The sequence below is a fragment of the Saccharothrix luteola genome (genome assembly GCF_020859565.1).
In the GTDB taxonomy this organism is placed as follows: domain Bacteria; phylum Actinomycetota; class Actinomycetes; order Mycobacteriales; family Pseudonocardiaceae; genus Actinosynnema; species Actinosynnema luteola.
The window spans coordinates 20,341-37,469 of the sequence record NZ_JAJHUO010000018.1; the positions used below are offsets into that span (position 1 = coordinate 20,341).

Annotated in this window: 15 protein-coding genes and 1 tRNA gene; 5 read left to right on the forward strand and 11 right to left on the reverse strand. The window is 71.4% G+C overall.

Annotation, left to right across the window (positions count from 1 at the left end; translation table 11 throughout):
- Positions 1–5 precede the first annotated feature (5 nt).
- Positions 6–995 carry a hypothetical protein gene (locus LNK82_RS24440; RefSeq protein WP_230569327.1) on the reverse strand — a complete coding sequence of 330 codons (990 nt, stop codon included), beginning with the start codon at positions 993–995 and terminating at the stop codon, positions 6–8.
- 82 nt (positions 996–1,077) lie between these two features.
- Between LNK82_RS24440 and LNK82_RS24445 the strand changes: the two genes are divergently transcribed.
- Positions 1,078–1,512, forward strand: a complete 435-nt coding sequence (locus LNK82_RS24445; RefSeq protein WP_230569328.1) for a MarR family winged helix-turn-helix transcriptional regulator — start codon at positions 1,078–1,080, stop codon at positions 1,510–1,512.
- Positions 1,513–1,554: 42 nt separating this feature from the next.
- Here LNK82_RS24445 and ypfJ read toward each other — a convergent pair whose 3' ends face one another.
- Both ypfJ and LNK82_RS24455 read right to left on the reverse strand, forming a co-directional pair.
- On the reverse strand, positions 1,555–2,457 hold the full coding sequence (gene ypfJ / locus LNK82_RS24450; protein WP_230569329.1) for a KPN_02809 family neutral zinc metallopeptidase: 903 nt from the start codon (positions 2,455–2,457) through the stop codon (positions 1,555–1,557).
- Between the two features lie 543 nt (positions 2,458–3,000).
- On the reverse strand, positions 3,001–4,734 hold the full coding sequence (locus LNK82_RS24455) for a bifunctional metallophosphatase/5'-nucleotidase (protein ID WP_230569330.1): 1,734 nt from the start codon (positions 4,732–4,734) through the stop codon (positions 3,001–3,003).
- A 134-nt stretch (positions 4,735–4,868) separates the two neighbouring features.
- Between LNK82_RS24455 and LNK82_RS24460 the strand changes: the two genes are divergently transcribed.
- On the forward strand, positions 4,869–5,339 hold the full coding sequence (locus LNK82_RS24460) for a MarR family winged helix-turn-helix transcriptional regulator (protein ID WP_230569331.1): 471 nt from the start codon (positions 4,869–4,871) through the stop codon (positions 5,337–5,339).
- Positions 5,340–5,399: 60 nt separating this feature from the next.
- On the opposite strand, the gene LNK82_RS24465 is transcribed toward LNK82_RS24460, so the two are convergent.
- From LNK82_RS24465 to LNK82_RS24490, 6 genes are all read right to left on the reverse strand, one after another.
- A tRNA-Ser gene (locus LNK82_RS24465) sits at positions 5,400–5,486 on the reverse strand.
- A gap of 148 nt (positions 5,487–5,634) precedes the next feature.
- Positions 5,635–6,981 (reverse strand): hypothetical protein, encoded by a 1,347-nt coding sequence (locus tag LNK82_RS24470; RefSeq protein WP_230569332.1) that lies wholly within the window; start codon positions 6,979–6,981, stop codon positions 5,635–5,637.
- A gap of 184 nt (positions 6,982–7,165) precedes the next feature.
- Positions 7,166–7,765 carry a class I SAM-dependent methyltransferase gene (locus LNK82_RS24475; RefSeq protein WP_230569333.1) on the reverse strand — a complete coding sequence of 200 codons (600 nt, stop codon included), beginning with the start codon at positions 7,763–7,765 and terminating at the stop codon, positions 7,166–7,168.
- A 144-nt stretch (positions 7,766–7,909) separates the two neighbouring features.
- Positions 7,910–9,493 carry a hypothetical protein gene (locus LNK82_RS24480; protein WP_230569334.1) on the reverse strand — a complete coding sequence of 528 codons (1,584 nt, stop codon included), beginning with the start codon at positions 9,491–9,493 and terminating at the stop codon, positions 7,910–7,912.
- Positions 9,494–9,649: 156 nt separating this feature from the next.
- Positions 9,650–11,179 carry a M28 family metallopeptidase gene (locus LNK82_RS24485; protein WP_230569335.1) on the reverse strand — a complete coding sequence of 510 codons (1,530 nt, stop codon included), beginning with the start codon at positions 11,177–11,179 and terminating at the stop codon, positions 9,650–9,652.
- 74 nt (positions 11,180–11,253) lie between these two features.
- The gene (locus LNK82_RS24490) at positions 11,254–11,889 is read right to left on the reverse strand and encodes a GNAT family N-acetyltransferase (RefSeq protein ID WP_230569336.1); all 636 of its coding nucleotides are present in this window, start codon (positions 11,887–11,889) and stop codon (positions 11,254–11,256) included.
- A 55-nt stretch (positions 11,890–11,944) separates the two neighbouring features.
- Between LNK82_RS24490 and LNK82_RS24495 the strand changes: the two genes are divergently transcribed.
- Positions 11,945–12,913 (forward strand): NAD(P)H-quinone oxidoreductase, encoded by a 969-nt coding sequence (locus LNK82_RS24495; protein WP_230569337.1) that lies wholly within the window; start codon positions 11,945–11,947, stop codon positions 12,911–12,913.
- Between the two features lie 688 nt (positions 12,914–13,601).
- Here the strand turns inward: LNK82_RS24495 and LNK82_RS24500 are convergent.
- Positions 13,602–14,267, reverse strand: a complete 666-nt coding sequence (locus LNK82_RS24500) for a class I SAM-dependent methyltransferase (RefSeq protein WP_230569338.1) — start codon at positions 14,265–14,267, stop codon at positions 13,602–13,604.
- A 6-nt stretch (positions 14,268–14,273) separates the two neighbouring features.
- Positions 14,274–15,473: a cysteine desulfurase-like protein gene (locus tag LNK82_RS24505; RefSeq protein ID WP_230569339.1), complete on the reverse strand. Its 1,200-nt coding sequence runs from the start codon at positions 15,471–15,473 to the stop codon at positions 14,274–14,276.
- Positions 15,474–15,577: 104 nt separating this feature from the next.
- Between LNK82_RS24505 and LNK82_RS24510 the strand changes: the two genes are divergently transcribed.
- Positions 15,578–16,138: a bacterial proteasome activator family protein gene (locus LNK82_RS24510; RefSeq protein WP_372470626.1), complete on the forward strand. Its 561-nt coding sequence runs from the start codon at positions 15,578–15,580 to the stop codon at positions 16,136–16,138.
- Between the two features lie 93 nt (positions 16,139–16,231).
- Positions 16,232–17,083 carry a class I SAM-dependent methyltransferase gene (locus LNK82_RS24515; protein ID WP_230569341.1) on the forward strand — a complete coding sequence of 284 codons (852 nt, stop codon included), beginning with the start codon at positions 16,232–16,234 and terminating at the stop codon, positions 17,081–17,083.
- The last annotated feature ends 46 nt before the right edge of the window (positions 17,084–17,129 follow it).

Here is a 17,129-nt window from a genome sequence, read left to right on the forward strand (position 1 = left end):
GGCCCTTACACGATCACGCCGGAAGCTACCGGTTCACCGCCGTGCCGTCCCCGGCTTTCGCGGAACTCCCGCAAGGTGTGCGCGTCCGACAGGCCCGTGCCGCCGACCAGCACGCCCAGATCGCCGTCGACCACGTAGCTGCCGTGCGGCGAACGGGCGATCGTGGTCGGCTCGTCGTCGCCCCACGGCGCGACGCGGTGGGCGGTGCGGGCGGAGCCCCAGTCGTCGCCCGACCGCAGCACGCTGACGGCCGCTTCGCCCGGTGCGCCGAGGGAGTTGGTGACCACGGCGAGCGTGCCGTCCGGGCGCAGGTCCATGCCGTCGCCGCCGACCAGCGGCCGGTCGAGGGCGACCTCCGAGACCCGGCCCGATCGGGTGATCTTGAACAACGCGCCCGTGTCGTAGCGGACGGCGAGCGCGAAACCCCTGGGGTGCCAGACGATGCCGTTGAGGCCGATGGTGTCGCTGCCGAACCGCGGGTCGCGGGCCAGCACGGTGGCGCGACCCCCGCGGTCGACCCGGTAGAGCGCGTCGGAGGCGGGGTCGGTGACGTAGGCGTTGCCCGCGTGGTCGACGGCGACGTCGTTGGCGCTGTGCCGGCCGGGGCCGATGGCCAGGTCGACCACGTGCACCGGCCGTCCCGTGGCGAGGTCGAACACGCCGAGCCCGGAAGACCGGTAGGTGGTCTCCGGCGTGGACCGGGCGCCGAGGCCCATGTCGCCGTACGCGACGTAGACGCGGTCGCGGACCACGTGCACGCCGAACGTCGACACCATCCGGGGGTCGCTGATCAGGGTCTTCGTGGTGCCGTCGCGGACGACCTCGACGGTGCCGCGCCGGATCGAGCCGAGCAGGAACGCGTGCCGCAGCGGATCCCAGGCGATGCCCTCGGGGTGCAGTGCGGCGGACCGGCCGGTGATCACGCCCGGCGCGGCCGTGGCGGCGGCCGGGGTGGCGGTGAGGATCACCAGCACGAGAACCATCAGGAAACGCATGATGCTCCGTCCACTTGTGTGAGTACGTGGACGAAGTTAGATCAGAGCTCTGATACCCGTCAACGCGCTTTACGATCGGGGCATGGGTATGCCGGTCGAGGAGCGCCTTGGCGGCGACATCAAGCGCGTCGAGCACGAGCTGATGCTGGTGAAGCAGCAGGCCGTGCGGCCGGCCGGGCTGACCGTCGCCCAGTACGCGGCGTTGCTGGTGCTCAACGACCACCCCGGCGTGTCGGCCGCCGAACTGGCCCGCCGCTGCCGCGTGACGCCGCAGACGATGACCACGATCCTGCGCAACCTGGAGGCGGCCGAGCTGATCGCCCGCGTGCCGCACGAGGTGCACCGCAACGTGCTGGAGACGCGGCTGACCGAGGCGGGGCGCGCGGCGTTCGAGGTGGCCGACGAGCGGGCGTCCGCCGTCGAGCGCCGGCTGGCCGACGAGTTCAGCGCGGCGGAGCGGGAAACCCTCCGCGCCCTGCTGGCCCGGTGCTCGAAAGCCCTGGCCGGTCAACCCTGACGCCCCCGCCGCCATCTGCGGAGCAGGGGCAATCGAACACGCTCAGCCCAGGTTGTCGGTGTCGAAGGTGTTGCAGCGCGCCGGGTCGCCCGTCTCGTAGCCCGTCGTGTACCACTTCTGGCGCTGCGCCGACGTGCCGTGGGTGAACTTGGTCGTGTCGACGTGGCCGCCGCCCAGCTCGCCCTGGATGAAGTCGTCGCCGATGCGGGCCGCCGCGTCCAGCGCCGCGTTCACGTCGTCCTGCGTGACGCCGGTGATCAGCGGTTGGCCGGAGGCCGTCGGCACGGTCTCGGCGTGGTTGGCCCAGGCGCCCGCGTAGCAGTCGGCCTGCAGCTCCAGCCGCACCGAGCCCGACGTCGGCCCGGACCCCGACCCGACCCGGTCGGACGTGCCGAGCAGGTTCTGCACGTGGTGGCCGTACTCGTGGGCCAGGATGTACGCCTCGACGAACGGACCGCCCGTGGCGCCGAACTTCTGCTGCATCTCCTGGAAGAACCCCAGGTCGATGTACACCTGCGCGTCCGCCGGGCAGTAGAACGGCCCCACCGCGGACGTCGCGCTGCCGCACCGGGTCGACACGCCGCCGGAGAAGAAGTTCGTCTGCGCGGCCTGGTACGTGCGACCCGACCGGGCGAACTGGTCGCGCCAGTAGGCCTGGATCGAGTTGATGAACGCCACCGCGCGGCAGTCGGACTCGCGGTTGGCGTCCGCGCCGGTCCGGCACTTCTCCTTGATGGCCTCGGAACCGACCTGCTGCCCCTGGCCGACGTCGGAGAACCCGGAGCCGGACGGCAGCTGCGCGCCGCCGCCGATCTGGGAGAGCACGAAGTACAGGATCAGGCCGACGATCCCCAGCCCGCCGCCACCGAGGGCGACCCGGCCGCCGACACCGCGTTGGTCGGAGACCTGTGACGTGTCCAGCTCGGCGTTCTCGTTGAACTGCACCGCGCGTCCTCCCAGACAAACCGCAGCAGACCCGGACAAGACGAGGCCCGGGTGCGGAGCCCGACGTCGGGGCACCGCACCCGGGTTTTCCCATGTGGAAGTGACGAAACCTGCGTGACGGGGTCGGCGTGGACCGCGGTCGGCGCCGACGGTGGAGACGGCGCCCTGATGACCTACCGGGTCAACATCGTCAAGCGCGGCGATGGCGCCGGTGGCGCCGTGCGCTCGAAACCCCGTCGGAACCGCTCACGTTCGCGATCGGGCCGGTCTCATGACCGCTCCGCCCGCGGGGTTGCGGTTCGAACGCGGCTCGTCACCGCGAGGACTTACCTGCACCGCACCACCTACCCCTTCCGGGCGTGCCGCCGGCGGGTCAGCTCGGGTTCCGCCGGTGGCAGGTCCTGCTTCGAGCATGCGCCTTCCCGGCCCGATGCACAACTCGAGGAGAAGCCCCTGAACTGGTGAAATGAGATTCATCCGGCTCGGTAGGACGGTGGTCGCGCGCTGTGAGCGGGCAGCGGGCGCCCGCTCACAGCGCGTGCGTCACGGGGTCGTGGTGATGCGGCCGAGCGCGGGCGGGGCGGTGTTCGGGTTGGCGGTCAGGTAGGCCGTGAAGCCGTCCAGGTCGATGCCGCCACCGGTGATCTCCGTGCCCGCGGTGAACGCGCTGAAGCCGTCACCGCCGCCCTGCAGGAAGCTGTTGATCGTGACCCGGTAGCTCGCGGCCGGGTCCAGCGGCGTCCCGTTGAGGACGATGTCCGACACCTTCGACCCGATCGGCGCGGACGCCGACCACGTGTAGGTCAGGCCCTTCGACGGCTGCAGCACGATCTGCCGCTGGGCGCCGTTGACGATCTGCCACTGCTGCTCCAGCGCCGCCTTGAGCTGCGCGCCGGTCAGCGTGACCGTCTGCAGGATGTTGCCGAACGGCTGCACGGTGAACGCCTCGCCGTAGGTCACCACGCCGTTGCCCTCGCCCGCGGGCGAGGAGGCGTGCGTGAGGTCGGCGCGCACGCCGCCCGGGTTCATCAGCGCGAGCACCGCGCCGTTGCCCGCGGTGGCGGCCAGCTGGGAGTCGGCGATCAGGTTGCCGAGCGCGGACTCGCCCGCCGGGTTCTGCGCGCGCAGGATGTCCTGGGCGATGGTGCCGATCGGGCGGTTCGCGATCGGGCCGGACTTCGACTTGGCCAGGTCGATGATCGCCTGCACCTCGGCGTCCGGGGTGACGTCCTTGGTCACCACGTGGTTGCGGGCGACCGTCGCCGAGCGGACGACCTCGCGGGTCCGCTTGTCGATCTTGAGGTCGACCACGGACAGCTCGCGGCCGAACGCCAGGCCCTCGATGAACGGGCGCGGGTTGCCCGCCGGGTCGGTGACCGTGCAGTTGTAGTGCTGGTGGCTGTGACCGGAGAAGATCGCGTCGATCTTCGGGCTGACCCGCTCGGCGATGCTGCGGCCGGGGCCGCTCGGGACCGTGCGGCAGTCGTTCGGGCCGCCGCCCGAGGTGCTGTCGCCCTGGTGGATCAGCAGCACGATCGACTTCACGCCGAGCCAGTTCAGGAGGTCGGCGTACCGGTTCGCGGCGGCGACCTCGTCGCCGAACGCCAGCTCCTTGATCCCGTTCGGGTCGACCAGGATCGGCACGTCCTTCAGCGGCATGCCGATGAACCCGATCGGGACGCCGTCGCGGAACTCCACCCAGAACGGCGGCAGCGCGGGCCGGTCGTTCTTGGCCAGCGTCACGTTCGCGCCGAGGATCGGGAAGTCCGCGCCCTCGTAGGTCTCGCGGAACTGGCAGCCGTCGACCGGGTGGCACCCGCCGCGCTGCATGCGCAGCAGCTCCTGGTAGCCCTCGTCGAACTCGTGGTTGCCCGCCGCGGTCGTGTCCATGCCGAACCGGTTGAGGACCTCGATCGTCGGCTCGTCGTGGAACAGCGCCGACACGATCGGGGACGCGCCGATCAGGTCGCCCTGGCCGACGATCACCGAGTTGCGCACCTCGGCCTGGAGGTTGCGGATGTGGGTCGCGTTGAAGGCGGCGCCACCCGCTTCGACCTGCGTGCCGTCCGACAGCGTGACGCGGCCCGAGGAGCCCGAGGGCGGCTCGATGTTGCCGTGCAGGTCGTTGATGCCGATCAGGCGGACGTCGACGGTGCGCGCCGGCCGGTCGTCCTTGTCGGCCGTCGCGGGGTTCTGCACCAGCGTGACCGCCAGCGCGGCCGCCGCGGTGACCGCGAGCGCGGCGGAGCGCTGCGCGGTGCGTCTGAACGAGGTCATGGGGTGGGTTCCTCCCTGCGGCGCCCCGGTAGGAGGGCGCGGTACGGCGCAGGAGTTTGCCTGGCGGAGCTGACCGGCACCAGACATGGCGGTGGATCGTCCGTTAACGGATATGTGCGGCCTAACCTTGTGGGGTGACTGAGCAGGAGCCGCGTTGGCTCGACGATGGGGAGATGCGCGCCTGGCGCAACTACGTGGTCGGGGCCGCGATGCTCGCCGACCGCCTGCACCGCGAGCTGCAGGACGGGCACGGCGTGTCGTTGGCCGACTACGAGGTGCTCGTGCGCCTGTCGGAGCGGCCGGGGCTGCGGATGCGGATGTCGCAGCTCGCGGACGAGGTGGCGTCGTCCAAGAGCCGGGTGTCGCACCAGGTGGCGCGGATGGAGCGGGAAGGGCTGCTGCGCAGGCGGGAGTGCCCCGAGGACGGTCGCGGCGTGTTCGCCGAGCTGACCGACGAGGGCATGGCGCTGCTGGAGACGTCCGCGCCGACCCACGTCGAGGGCGTGCGCGAGCACATGATCGACCTGCTGTCGCGCGACGAGCAGGAGGTGGTGGCGAAGGTCTTCGACCGGATCATCACCCACCTGCGGGACGTGGACGGCTGACGCCGGCGTCACGCGGCAGCGCCCCCACGCCCGGTGAGGGGCGTGAGGGCGCGTGGAGCGCGGTAGCGGTGGGATTTGAACCCACGGAGGGGATCAACCCTCGCACGTTTTCAAGACGTGTCCCTTAGGCCGCTCGGGCACGCTACCCCGGTGCAGGAGCCTAGCCGACGGGCGTCGGCGGCGGGCAGTCGCTCGCCGACCGGGTCACCCCGGAAGACGGACGTGCGAGGCCCCGGTGGCCGGGACCTCGCACGTCCTACCGCCGTGCCGGGTGCTCACCCGGCGGGCGCCGTGATCAGGCGAAGATGCCGAACACGTCGATGACCAGGTGCGTGTAGCCGGCGTTGTTGTAGAACGAGTGCGCCGGGCGGTACACGCCGCTGATGTCGTCCCACGCGCTGCCGAGGCGGACCGTGGCCATGTTCGGCGCGGTCTGGCCGGGCGCCAGGTTCAGCGCCGAGGTGCCGGGCCGGCTCTCGCCCGCCGGGAACGGCGTGACGTAGGTGTTCTCGGTCGGCTCGGTGCCGGTGAGGTTGAGCAGCAGGCTGTTGCCCGCGGCCAGCTCGTCGTCCAGGTAGAGCAGCGTCAGCGACTCGGCCGGCCAGATCGGGCCCGAGTCCTCGCGGGTGTCGAACGCGCGACCGGGGGTGACCGGGTAGAAGTCCGCGCCACCGTTCTCGGTGGGCAGGTAGTACCCGGTGATGTCCACGATCAGGTGCAGGAAGCCCGCGTTGTTGTACAGGTTGATCTTGCGGTCGGAGCCCAGCGCGACGGTCACGCCGTTGGGCGTGGCGGTGTTCGGGTCGACGTTGAGGCTCGACGCGGTCGGCCGGGACGTGCCCGACGGCCACGCGGTCACGTAGGTGCTCGCGGTCGCGTCGACACCGGTGACGTTCAGCGACACGGCCGTCGCGCCCGAGGGCACGCCGTAGGAGCTGAAGTTGACCGCACGGGACTCGCCGGCGTAGAACGCGCCGCCGGTGTTGCGGGAGTCGTACACGCGGGTCGGGCCGGCGGCGAAGTACCGGCCGGGGGTGACCGCCGCGCCCGGGTTGTCGTAGACGTAGTAGCCCGCGACGTCCGCGATCAGGTGGGTGCTGCCCGCGTTGTTGTAGAGGTTGATCGTGTTGTCGATCGACACCCAGGTGGTGACCGAGTTGGCGCGGGTCTGGCCGGGCACCAGGTTCAGCGTCGACACGCCCGGCCGCGGGGAGTCGGCGCCGCCGTCCCACACGGTCACGTAGGTGTTCGCGGTGGGCGACGTGCCGGTCACGTTCAGCACGACCGCGAGGGTGTACGCGGGCAGGTCGGTGACGGGCACCTCGATCCGGCCGGCCTGGCCGACGGGCGCGGTGCTGCCGCCCCGGCCGAGGCCGGTGCGGGTGTCCAGGATCCGTCTCGGCGGGGTCGGGATGAACCGCGTGCCCAGGTACTCCTCGGCGGAGGCGTCCTGACCGCCGGCCTCGGTCGCCTTCGTGCCGTACGGGCGGGCGGAACGGCCGGCGCGGTCGAGCGACAGCTCGGCGCGACCCACCTGGTCTCCATTGTGGACGGACGCGGGCTCGGCGGTGGCCGGAGCCGCGACCGCGACCACTGCAGCGGTCGCCGCGGTGGCGACCAGCAGCGCTGCGGAACGACGCATGATCCTCTTTCCTGACTGCAAGGTGAATGGAAGGCGTCGGTCTACCAGCCAGTCCGTGACAGAGACACGCGGACGTCGGCAGCGCACAGCGCGACCCCCCTGTGGGACGAGCCCCCGACTCGACCGAACGGGGCGGACACTACCTCAGGGGTACGACAGCCGAAAGTGAAATGCGGTCAGGTTCTCAGTTCTCGGGCTTCACCGCGACGTGCACGAATTCGTTGTACGTGAACACTTTCCCGGCCGCCCTGGGGAACGGGAAGGACATGCGGTCGCGCTCGACCAGCCCGAGCTGGGAGGTCACGTCCGCGAGGCCGTCGAGGTCGGTGAACGCCACGTGGGTGGGGTCCGACGCGTAGCCGCGCTCCTGCGGGCAGATGAGCACCAGCAGGCCGCCGGGCGCGAGGAAGTCGACGTAGCCGCGCAGGATCTCCACGGCTTCCGGGCGCGGCATGTGCTCGACCAGGTGCGCGGCCAGGATGCCGCCGAAGCGGCCGGGCTTGGCGTACTCGGTGTCGAAGAACTCGTCCGTGGTGAACGCCGTCAGCCCCATGTCCCGGCAGGTCTGCACGGAGTGGGGGTTGTGGTCGACGCCGACGCCGTTGGGCTCCAGGTGCTTGAGGTTGCGCCCGATGCCGCAGCCGACGTCGAGCACCTCCCGCTCGCCGAAGATGCGGCGCACGTTCCACCGGTACGGGGCCTGGACGTTCAGCACACGCTTCCAGGGCAGGTTCTGCAGGCGCGCGAGCCGGTCGGTGTAGTCCTGACCGTCAGTCTTGTCCACGGTCGTACGGTAGCCGACGCTGAGACCCCTTACACCACCACCGTGGGGTTCGCCGCGGTCCACCCGGTCACCGCGCGTGGCCCCCGGTCCCTGTCCCGCCGGGCGGGACAGGGACCGGATCACCAGGTCAGGCGGCCCGTCGGGTCACCCGCCGGTACGACGCGTGTTCGTCACGTCCGGGGCGGGCACGAGGTCGACCCAGCGCTCGGCCTGGCAGTTGTGGCAGGTGCCCGCGAACACGACACCGGCGTCCCCGCTTTTCCACGCGCCGTAGACGCGCACCGTGTACGGCCCGGAAGGCAGGTTCTCGAAGTGCACGTGGCCGCCCGCGTCGGTCCGGCCCTCGGCCGCGACCTCGCCGGTGACCGCGTCCCTCAGGATGACCGCCAGGCCGCCGAGCATCTCGTCCGGCTCGCCGATCAGGTCGCCGTCGCGGTCGTGGTAGAAGGCCATGCGGGACGTCACGGCCGGGCCGGGCACCTTGGCCAGGGCGTAGGCCCGTGGGACACCCTCGCGGCGGCTCTCACCGGGACCGAACTCGCACAGGTGGTCCACCGCGCCGTACTCGGCCGCCACCTCTGAGACGGTGCCGCTGATGGTGAAGGCCCGGGACTGGCCCGCGGGCACCGTCACGCCCGACGTGCCCCAACCCAGGTCGCCGAGGGCGAGGTCGCGCAGCTCGGGCCCTCCGTCGTTGGCGCGCTGGCAGTCGGCCTTGATCCCGGTCAGGTCCGCGGTGCCGGTGTTGGTCAGCGTCACCGCGACCTCGGCCCGGTCTCCGACCCGGTAGACGTCCTGCGTGAACCGCATGGCCGCGGACAGGTGGTCGGTCAGCGGGCGCTGACCGCGCAGCAGCAGGTTCGCGGCCGAGCCGCTCCCGTCCACCGCGACGTACGAGTTCTTCGGCTCGATGACCCAGCCGTCCGGCGCGTTGTCCGTGTACAGCCCGTAGACCTGCACCGGGAGGTCCGCGAACCGGAACCGGCCGTCGGCGCCGGTGGTCGCTTCCGGCCTCGTCCACGGCGGGCCGTTCGTGGTCACGGTCACCCGGACGCCCTGGAGGGCCTCGCCGGCGTCCGGCGCGCCGTTGCCGTTGCGGTCGCCGTAGACGAGGCCGGCCAGGGTGTCCGCGGCGGAGTTCGGGTCGCGGACCGGGAGCGGCAGCTTGACGTCGGTGACCGAGGCGTTGCCCTGCCAGATGGAGAACTTCGCCACCGGGGCCCCGCTCCAGCCCTGGACCTCGCCGCGGACGGTGACGACGCGCTGACCCCCGGCGGGGAGGGTGACGCCGGGGCCGGAAAGGGCCAAGTCGCCCCACTCGGAGGACTGGATGAGGAAGGTGGACCCGGCGCTCGAGTACCCGTCGGCCTTCACGCCGGTGGCGTCGGCGTCGCCGGTGTTGGAGAGGGTCACCTCGACCGGGATCTGCTCGCCGACCAGGTACGGGCCCGCGCCGACGGTGGCCGAGATCGCGAGCTTCGCGGCGGCGGCCGTCGGCGAGGAGGCTGCGGGCGCGGCTGCTTGCTGCGATCCGGTCGGCTCGGTGGCGGCGGGCCGGGCCTGGACCGACGGCGTGTCGGGGCTGGAGGTCGTGAGAACGGGCTCGGCCGCGACCGGCGACGTCCCCGGGCCCTGGGCCCGGGCGGCGGCGGACAGGGTCGCGGTGACCGCGAGCGCCGCGACGAAGGCAAGGGATCTTCGCGCGACCACGCGCTTCGAGAGAGTCAAGACCAGCCCCCCTGAGTGATGGATTCGGGTGGCGGCAACCTAACCGACGTCGATCACCACCGCACCCGTCTATCCTTTGTGGACACTCCTGGGTGGACGAAAAGAGACCGGCCTCCCGTGGGGGAGACCGGTCTCCGTTACTCGTTCCGCCGTGACCTACGCCACGTCTGCGTGCGAGTGGTGGTGCTCCTCCACGTGCAGCGAACGCATCGACGCCGCACGCGCCGCAGCGCGCTCCGACCGCGCCGGCACGCCGTTCACGCTCTCCGTGCTGATCGCGTACGACGCCGTCACCCACGCCAACGCGTCGGCGTTGCGGTCGAGGGCGACGCGGTCCACGTTGCCCAGGTTGTCACCGGAGCCGTGGTAGTTCGGGTCGTAGGCGACACCGGCCGTGCCACCCCACTTCGCCGCCTGCGCCTCGGTCTTGATCCCCTCGGCGCCCGTGAACAGACCACCGGCCGGGATGCCCTGCAGGATGAACTCGCCGTAGTCCGAGCGGCCGGTGAAGTCGGTGCCCTCGGTCTGCACGCCCTTCTCGACCGTCAGGTACTCCACGAACGCCTGCTCGATCTGGGCCGAGCCGTACGGGCCCGCGCCCGCGCCGACACCGTCGGAGTTGTCGCCGTCGTAGACGAAGTACGCCGCGTTGGGCGAGCCGATCATGTCGAAGTTCAGGTACAGCGCGATGTCGAGCTGCTGCTCGAACGTCAGCCCCTGCACGTACTTCGTCGAGCCGACCAGGCCGAGCTCCTCCGCGCCCCACCAGCCGAAGCGGACCGCGTTGTTCACCTTCGGCGAGCCGCCGAGCTTCAGCGCGGTCTCCAGCAGGCCCGCGGAACCGGTGCCGTTGTCGTTGATGCCCGCGCCGTTCTCGACGCTGTCGAGGTGGGCGCCCGCCATCACGACGTTGTCCGCGCGGCCGGTCTTCGTCTGCGCGATCACGTTGCGCGAGACGCGGTCCTCCTCGTGGTAGCGCAGGTCGACGGTCACGGCCTGGCCGCCGAGCTGGGCGAGCGCGTTGCCGTCGGCCTGGGTGACGCCACCGGTGGGCACGAGACCCGGCGCGCCGAGCGTGACGCCCGCCAGCGTGCCCTCGCGGTTGTTGGAGATGATCACCGCGATGGCGCCCGCGGCGGCGGCGTTGCGGTGCTTGACGTCGAACGTGCACGAGCCGCGGCGGATCAGGGCGATGCCGCCGGTGAAGTCCTGCCCGGCGAAGTCGGTCGCCTCGCAGCCCGGGGTCGCGTCCTCCGGCACGACCCGCAGCGGGCCGGTGACGCCGCCGACGGGCGTCTGCGGTGAGAACTCGAGCGGGATGTTCTCGTAGGTCGTCGAGCCGACCTTCGCGATCGCGGCGTCGGTGATCTGCACCGGGTAGGTGAACTCCGGGGTGGTCACGTCGAAGCCCGCACCGCGCAGCTTGCCCGCCACGTACTCGACGCTGGCGTCGTAGCCGGACGTGCCCGCCGCGCGGTTGCCGCCGTTGCGGTCGGCGATGCGCTGGAAGGCGATCAGGTGGCGGTTGATCCCGTCCGCGGTGACGTTCTTGGTCAGGTTCTTGGCCAACCTCGGCCCGTCGAGCGTCGAAGCCGACGCGGCGTTGACGGCCGGAACGGCGACCAGTGCGAGGGACGCGGACGCCGCGAGGATCGCCGCGCGTCGAATCCCGGTTCTAGCTGACATGATCGAGTTCCCCTTCACTCGGATGCCGAACCCTCACAAGTCGCCGGGGCGAGCGCAATCCGTCACTCGGTGGGTTAGCGCCCTGTGAGCAGGGGCAAGCACGGCGTGACGCCGGTCACCGCCAGGGTCCAGTCCGGCCGCCGGAACGTGGCCGGGGTGACCAGCAGGCGGGTCTGCTGAGCCGGCTCGCCCCGCCTGACCTGCGTGAACGTGCCGTCCGGCCGGTAGCCGAGCTTGCGGCTCACGCCGTGCGAGGCGAGGTTGTCGTCGAAGGCGCTCGACCGCGCCGCCACCGCGCCGAGGTGGTCGAACGCGAACGCCAGCACGGCAGCCCGCATCTCGGTGCCGATGCCGTGCCCCTGGTGCCGCAGCCCGATCCACGAGCCGCTGGTGACCTCGCGCAGGACCGGGAAGTCGTCGGCGCCGAGCGACTGCTCGCCCACCACGCGGCCGTCCAGGCGCACCACGAAGTTCAGCGTCCACCGCTGCGTCGAGAGCGTCGAGCGCACGCGCCAGTAGTGCTGGAGGGTGTTGATGCCGAGCCGCTCGCGCGGCGCGTCGGTCCACTCCACGCCGAACGGCATCCGATCGGGCGGGTGGACGCCGTCGAGCGCCAGGTCCGCGAGCTCGGTCAGGCTCTCGTCGTCGTCGGGGCGCAGTTCGAGGCGCGGCGTGCGCAGCACCAGGTTGCGGAACGGCCAGTGGTCCATGCCCGTCGATGGTGGCGATCGCGCGTGCGGCGTGCGACCGGATTACCTTCGGGCCATGCGCGCGATCACCATTCGTGAACCAGGCGGTCCGGACGTGCTGGCGTGGACGGAGGTTCGGGACCCCGAACCGGGGCCCGGCGAGGTGCTGCTGGACGTGGCCGCGACCGCCGTGAACCGGGCCGACCTGCTGCAACGCCAGGGCCACTACCCGCCGCCGAAGGGCACGTCGGACGTCCTGGGGCTGGAGTGCTCGGGCACGGTCGCGGCGCTCGGCGACGGCGTCACCGACTGGCAGGTCGGCGACGAGGTGTGCGCGCTGCTGGCCGGTGGTGGCTACGCGGAGCGGGTCGTCGTCCCCGCCGCCCAACTCCTGCCGCTGCCGGCGGGCGTCGACCTGGTGACGGCGGCTTCGCTGCCCGAGGTGGCGTGCACGGTGTGGTCGAACGTGGTGATCGTCGCCGGCCTCCGGAGCGGTGAGACGTTCCTCGTGCACGGTGGTGCGGGCGGCATCGGCACGCACGCCATCCAGGTCGCCAAGGCGCTGGGCGCGCGCGTGGCCGTCACGGCCGGGTCGGCGGAGCGGTTGCGGCGGTGCGCCGAGCTGGGCGCGGACGTCCTGGTGAACTACCGCGAGCAGGACTTCGTGGCCGAGGTCGGGCGGGCGGACGTGGTGCTGGACAACATGGGCGCGGCCTACCTGGGCCGCAACGTGGACGTCCTCGCCCCGGACGGCCGACTGGTGATCATCGGGATGCAGGGCGGGGTGAAGGGCGAGCTCAACATCGGCAAGCTGCTGTCGAAGCGCGCGAGCGTGACCGCGACGGGTTTGCGGTTCCGACCTGTTGACGGGCCGAGCGGCAAGGGCCGCGTCGTGGCCGAGGTGCGTGAGCACTTGTGGCCGCTCGTCGCTTCGGGTCGCGTCAAGCCCATCGTGCACGACGTGCTGCCGATCGAACGCGCCGCCGATGCCCACCGGGCTTTGGAGGGCGGCGCGGTATTCGGCAAGCTGGTGCTGACCGTTTGATCCGTTTGGTTCGTTTCGTTCGTTTGGTTCGTTTGGTTCGTTTGGTTCGTCGGAGCGCGGATGCTTCAAAAGATTAAAAGCGTCCTCGCCGGACGGGCAGATCAGCAGGATGACGGGGTCGGGTGGTCAGGCTCCGGGTCCGTTGTTGGTCCGGGGCCCGTGTCATCCCACCGACCTCCCTCCGGGCTACCACACGTATCAAGGGGGCCGACATCAGTGAACGGGCAGGCAAGGGACGCACAGCCCCCTTGACACGCGCGGTAGGGCAAAGCCAGGTCGGCGGGATGACACGAACCCCTCGTTTGGGAAAGCGAAAGCCGGCACCCAGCCCATAGCCACACCGATCCACACGACCCGCGCCGGGCCCGCTGCTCCCGTCCACTGGCAGGTTCTTCCCGAAAAGGAGGGCTTCGTGTCATCCCGCCGACCTGGCAGAGCCCTACCGCACGGGTCAAGGGGGCACCTTCCACCCCAACAGGAACACTGGGCTGGAACCGCCCCCTTGACGCGTGTGGTAGCCCGGAGGGAGGTCGGTGGGATGACACGAAACCCGGACCAACAACGGACCCGCAACATCCAGCGGTAGTTGGGGTCATCCTGCTGATCTGCCCGTCCGGCGAGGACATGCTTTTAAGCTTTTAATCTTTCAACTCTCACCACCGCGCTCAACACTTCTCGCCGCCGCGACTCAGTCCAACGCCGTCGCCGTAGCCAAGAAAGTCCGAGGCGTCGTCCGGAACCGCAGCGCGAACTCCTCGGCCCACCGCACCAGCACGGTCTGCTCACCGGGCCGTTCGGCGTCATCCACCAGCACCGCCGCGCCGGGAGCGAGCACCCCCCGCAGCACGGGCAGCGCCGGGTACCGCGCATCCCCCAACAACGGGCCGTCCACCAGCAGCAAGTCCACCAGCCCGTACCGCTCCACGTACGCCGACACCTCGTCGTGCACGAGCTGGGGGTGGTACCACTGCGCGTTCCCGAGCGCCGCCGGGTGAGGCGTCAAAGGCGCGTGCACGACCCGAGCGACGTGCCCCAACCCCTCCCGCCGCAACTGGCTGGCCACGAAAGCGGCCGTGCGCTCGTCGTGCTCGACCGACAGCAAGTGCCCGAACCCGCGCCGCGCGAGCAACCTGGCCAGCACCACCGACGACGCGCCGCACCCACACTCCACCAGCACGGTCCGCGAACCGAGCAGCACCTCGTCCACCACGGCCGCGAGCGCGGCGGGGCGCAGCTCGTGAGCCGTGTTGGGCAGGTACTCCGACATCAGGGGCGCCAGCCGGTGCAGTGCGGCGAGGTCGGCGAGCTCCCGTGACAGCAGGTCGTCCACCCAGCCCCCCGGTCTCAGCGCCACCCGACCTCAGCCGAGCTCGGCGACCGCCCGCACGAGCTCGTCCACTTCCACCGCGTTCGTGTAGTGCGCCAGGCCGACGCGGATCGCACCGCCGACCTCGCCGACGCCCAGCACCGAGAACACGCCGTGCTGCCCCGAGTCGGCGAACGCGCACACGCCGCGCTCGGACAGGTGCTCGACGCCGTCGGTCGCCTTCACGCCGGCCACCGTGAACGCCAGCGCGGGCACCCGCCGCATGGCGTCGCCGATCACCATGACGTGACGGAGCGATCGCAGTTCGTTGATGAGATTAGCCAGAAGTCCGGCCTGGTACGCCTTCACGGAGCTCAACGACGTGAGCACGCGCTCGCGTCGCGGGCCCACCGAGGCGTCGTCCAGACCGGCCAGGTACTCGACGGACGCGACCAGGCCGGCCAGCAGCGGGTAGGCGTGCGGGCCCAGTTCCAGGCGTTCGGGACCCCGCGCGCCAGGCTCGACGGCGACCGACGGCAGCAGGTCGAGCATCGACGGGTCGCGGAACACCAGCGCGCCGACCGGCGGCCCGCCCCAGTTGTGCGCCGACACCGCCACCACGTCGGCGTCCATCGACGTGATGTCGAGCGGCACGAAGGGCGCGGCCGAGGAGGCGTCCACGACGACCAGCGCGTCCGTGCGGCGGGCGGCCTCGGCGATCTTGCGCAGGTCCGGGCGGGTCCCGACGGAACCGGACGCGGCCGTCACCGCGACCAGCTTGCACTTGGGCGTGACCAGGTCGTCGTACTGCCAGGCGGGCAGCTCGCACGTCTCGATGTCGACCTCGGCCCACCGCACCACGCTGCCGGTGCGCTGCGCGGCCCGCTGCCACGGCGCGATGTTGCCCGGGTGGTCCAGCCGCGACACCACGACCTCGTCGCCGAGGAACCAGCCCTCGGACAGCGCGTCGGCGAGCCGTTGCAGCAGCACCGCGGAGCTCGGGCCGAGCACGACGCCCGCCGGGTCGGCGCCCACGAGGTCGGCCACCGCGCGCCTGGCCGCGTCGACGATGGCCTCGGCGCGTTGCGAGGCGGGGAAGATGCCACCCGGCCCGGAGACGGGTGCGCGCAGCGCGGTGGAGACGGCCGTGGCCACCTGTTCGGGTACTTGCATCCCCGCAGGAGCGTCCAGGTGAACCCAGCCGTCGCCGAGCGCGGGGAACAGCCCACGGACCCGGGCGACGTCGAACGCCATGCCGCACACCGTACGGAGGACGTCGGCACGAGCGACAGCAGGGGCCGGGGGTTTGCCACCCGATCTGTGACCCGGTTCGGCGTCCGCCACCCGATCGGGCCAGGATGGGACGCATGAGCGAGGCACCCCGAGATGATCAGCTGGAGAACGAGCGGCACGTGGTCGTGGTCGGTCCGGACGGCACGCCGGTGGGGACCGCGCGGGTGCCGTCCGGCGAGGACGCGGGCGGTCAGGACGTGACCGACCTGGTCGAGCAGCCGGCGAAGGTCATGCGCATCGGCACGATGATCAAGCAGCTGCTGGAGGAGGTGCGCGCGGCGCCGCTCGACGAGGCCAGCCGCAACCGCCTCAAGGAGATCCACAAGCGGTCCATCGACGAGCTGGAGGACGGGCTGGCGCCGGAGCTGCGCGACGAGCTGGAGCGGCTCTCCCTGCCGTTCACAGAGGAGGGCACCCCGTCCGACGCGGAGCTCCGGATCGCCCAGGCGCAGCTCGTAGGCTGGTTGGAGGGCCTGTTCCACGGCATCCAGACGGCCCTGTTCGCCCAGCAGATGGCAGCCCGCGTCCAGTTGGAGCAGATGCGCGGCCGTGCCCTGCCCGCCGGCTCCGGCGGCGCCGACCACGAGGGCGGTCCGCACATCCGGGGGACTGGTCAGTACTTGTAACGTTCCGGTGCGGCGTTGAGGTCGCGGGGCTGGACAACGGGCACCGCGCTGCCCGACCGTGTTCACCGCCACACCCGCGAGAGGAGCCGACAGGTGCTCGACAAAGTCCGGCACAGCCCGATCGTCGACGAGGTCCGCAAGCGCGTGCGCGGCAAGATCCTGCGGGTCATCGACGACGCGGTGCGCCCCTACCACCGGGAGCAGGCCGAGCGGATCGCCCAGCTCCAGGAGCAGGTGGAGGAGCTGCGCAGGCAGGCGGACCGCGCGGTCGACGCGACGATCCAGTACGAGATCCGGGCCCGGCGCGACCTGGTGTTCGCCGGCGAGCAGGAAGCGGCCAAGGAGAGCGCGCGGTTCATCCGCGAGCACCTGCCCACCGCGCCGCACTTCGGCCACCCGCACGCCACCCTGGAGCACGCCCTCGGCCTGGTCTCGGCCGAGGGCATGGCGCTGGAGTTCGGCGTCTACACCGGCGGCACGCTGAAGCTGATCGCCACCGCGTTCGACGGCCGCGACGTGTACGGCTTCGACTCGTTCGAGGGCCTGCCCGAGGACTGGCGCAACGGCTTCCCGGCCGGCCTGTTCGGCATGGACGGCCTGCCCGACGTGGACGGCGCGGAGCTGGTCGTCGGCTGGTTCGACGACACCCTGCCCGGCTTCCTCGAGGAGCACACCGGCCCGGTGTCGTTCCTGCACGTCGACTGCGACCTGTACTCGTCGACCAGGACCGTGCTGGACCTCGTCGGCCCCCGGCTGGTGCCCGGCAGCGTGATCGTCTTCGACGAGTACTTCAACTACCCGGGCTGGCGGGACCACGAGCACAAGGCGTGGACCGAGTACGTCGCGCGCACCGGGATCGAGTTCGACTACTGCGGGTACACGTACGATCACGAACAGGTGATCATGAAGGTGACCGGGGTGCCGGGGGCTCCGCAGCAGGGGTGACCGCACCGTGACAGCCCGGCGACAGGGTCACCACCCCGTCGCCGGT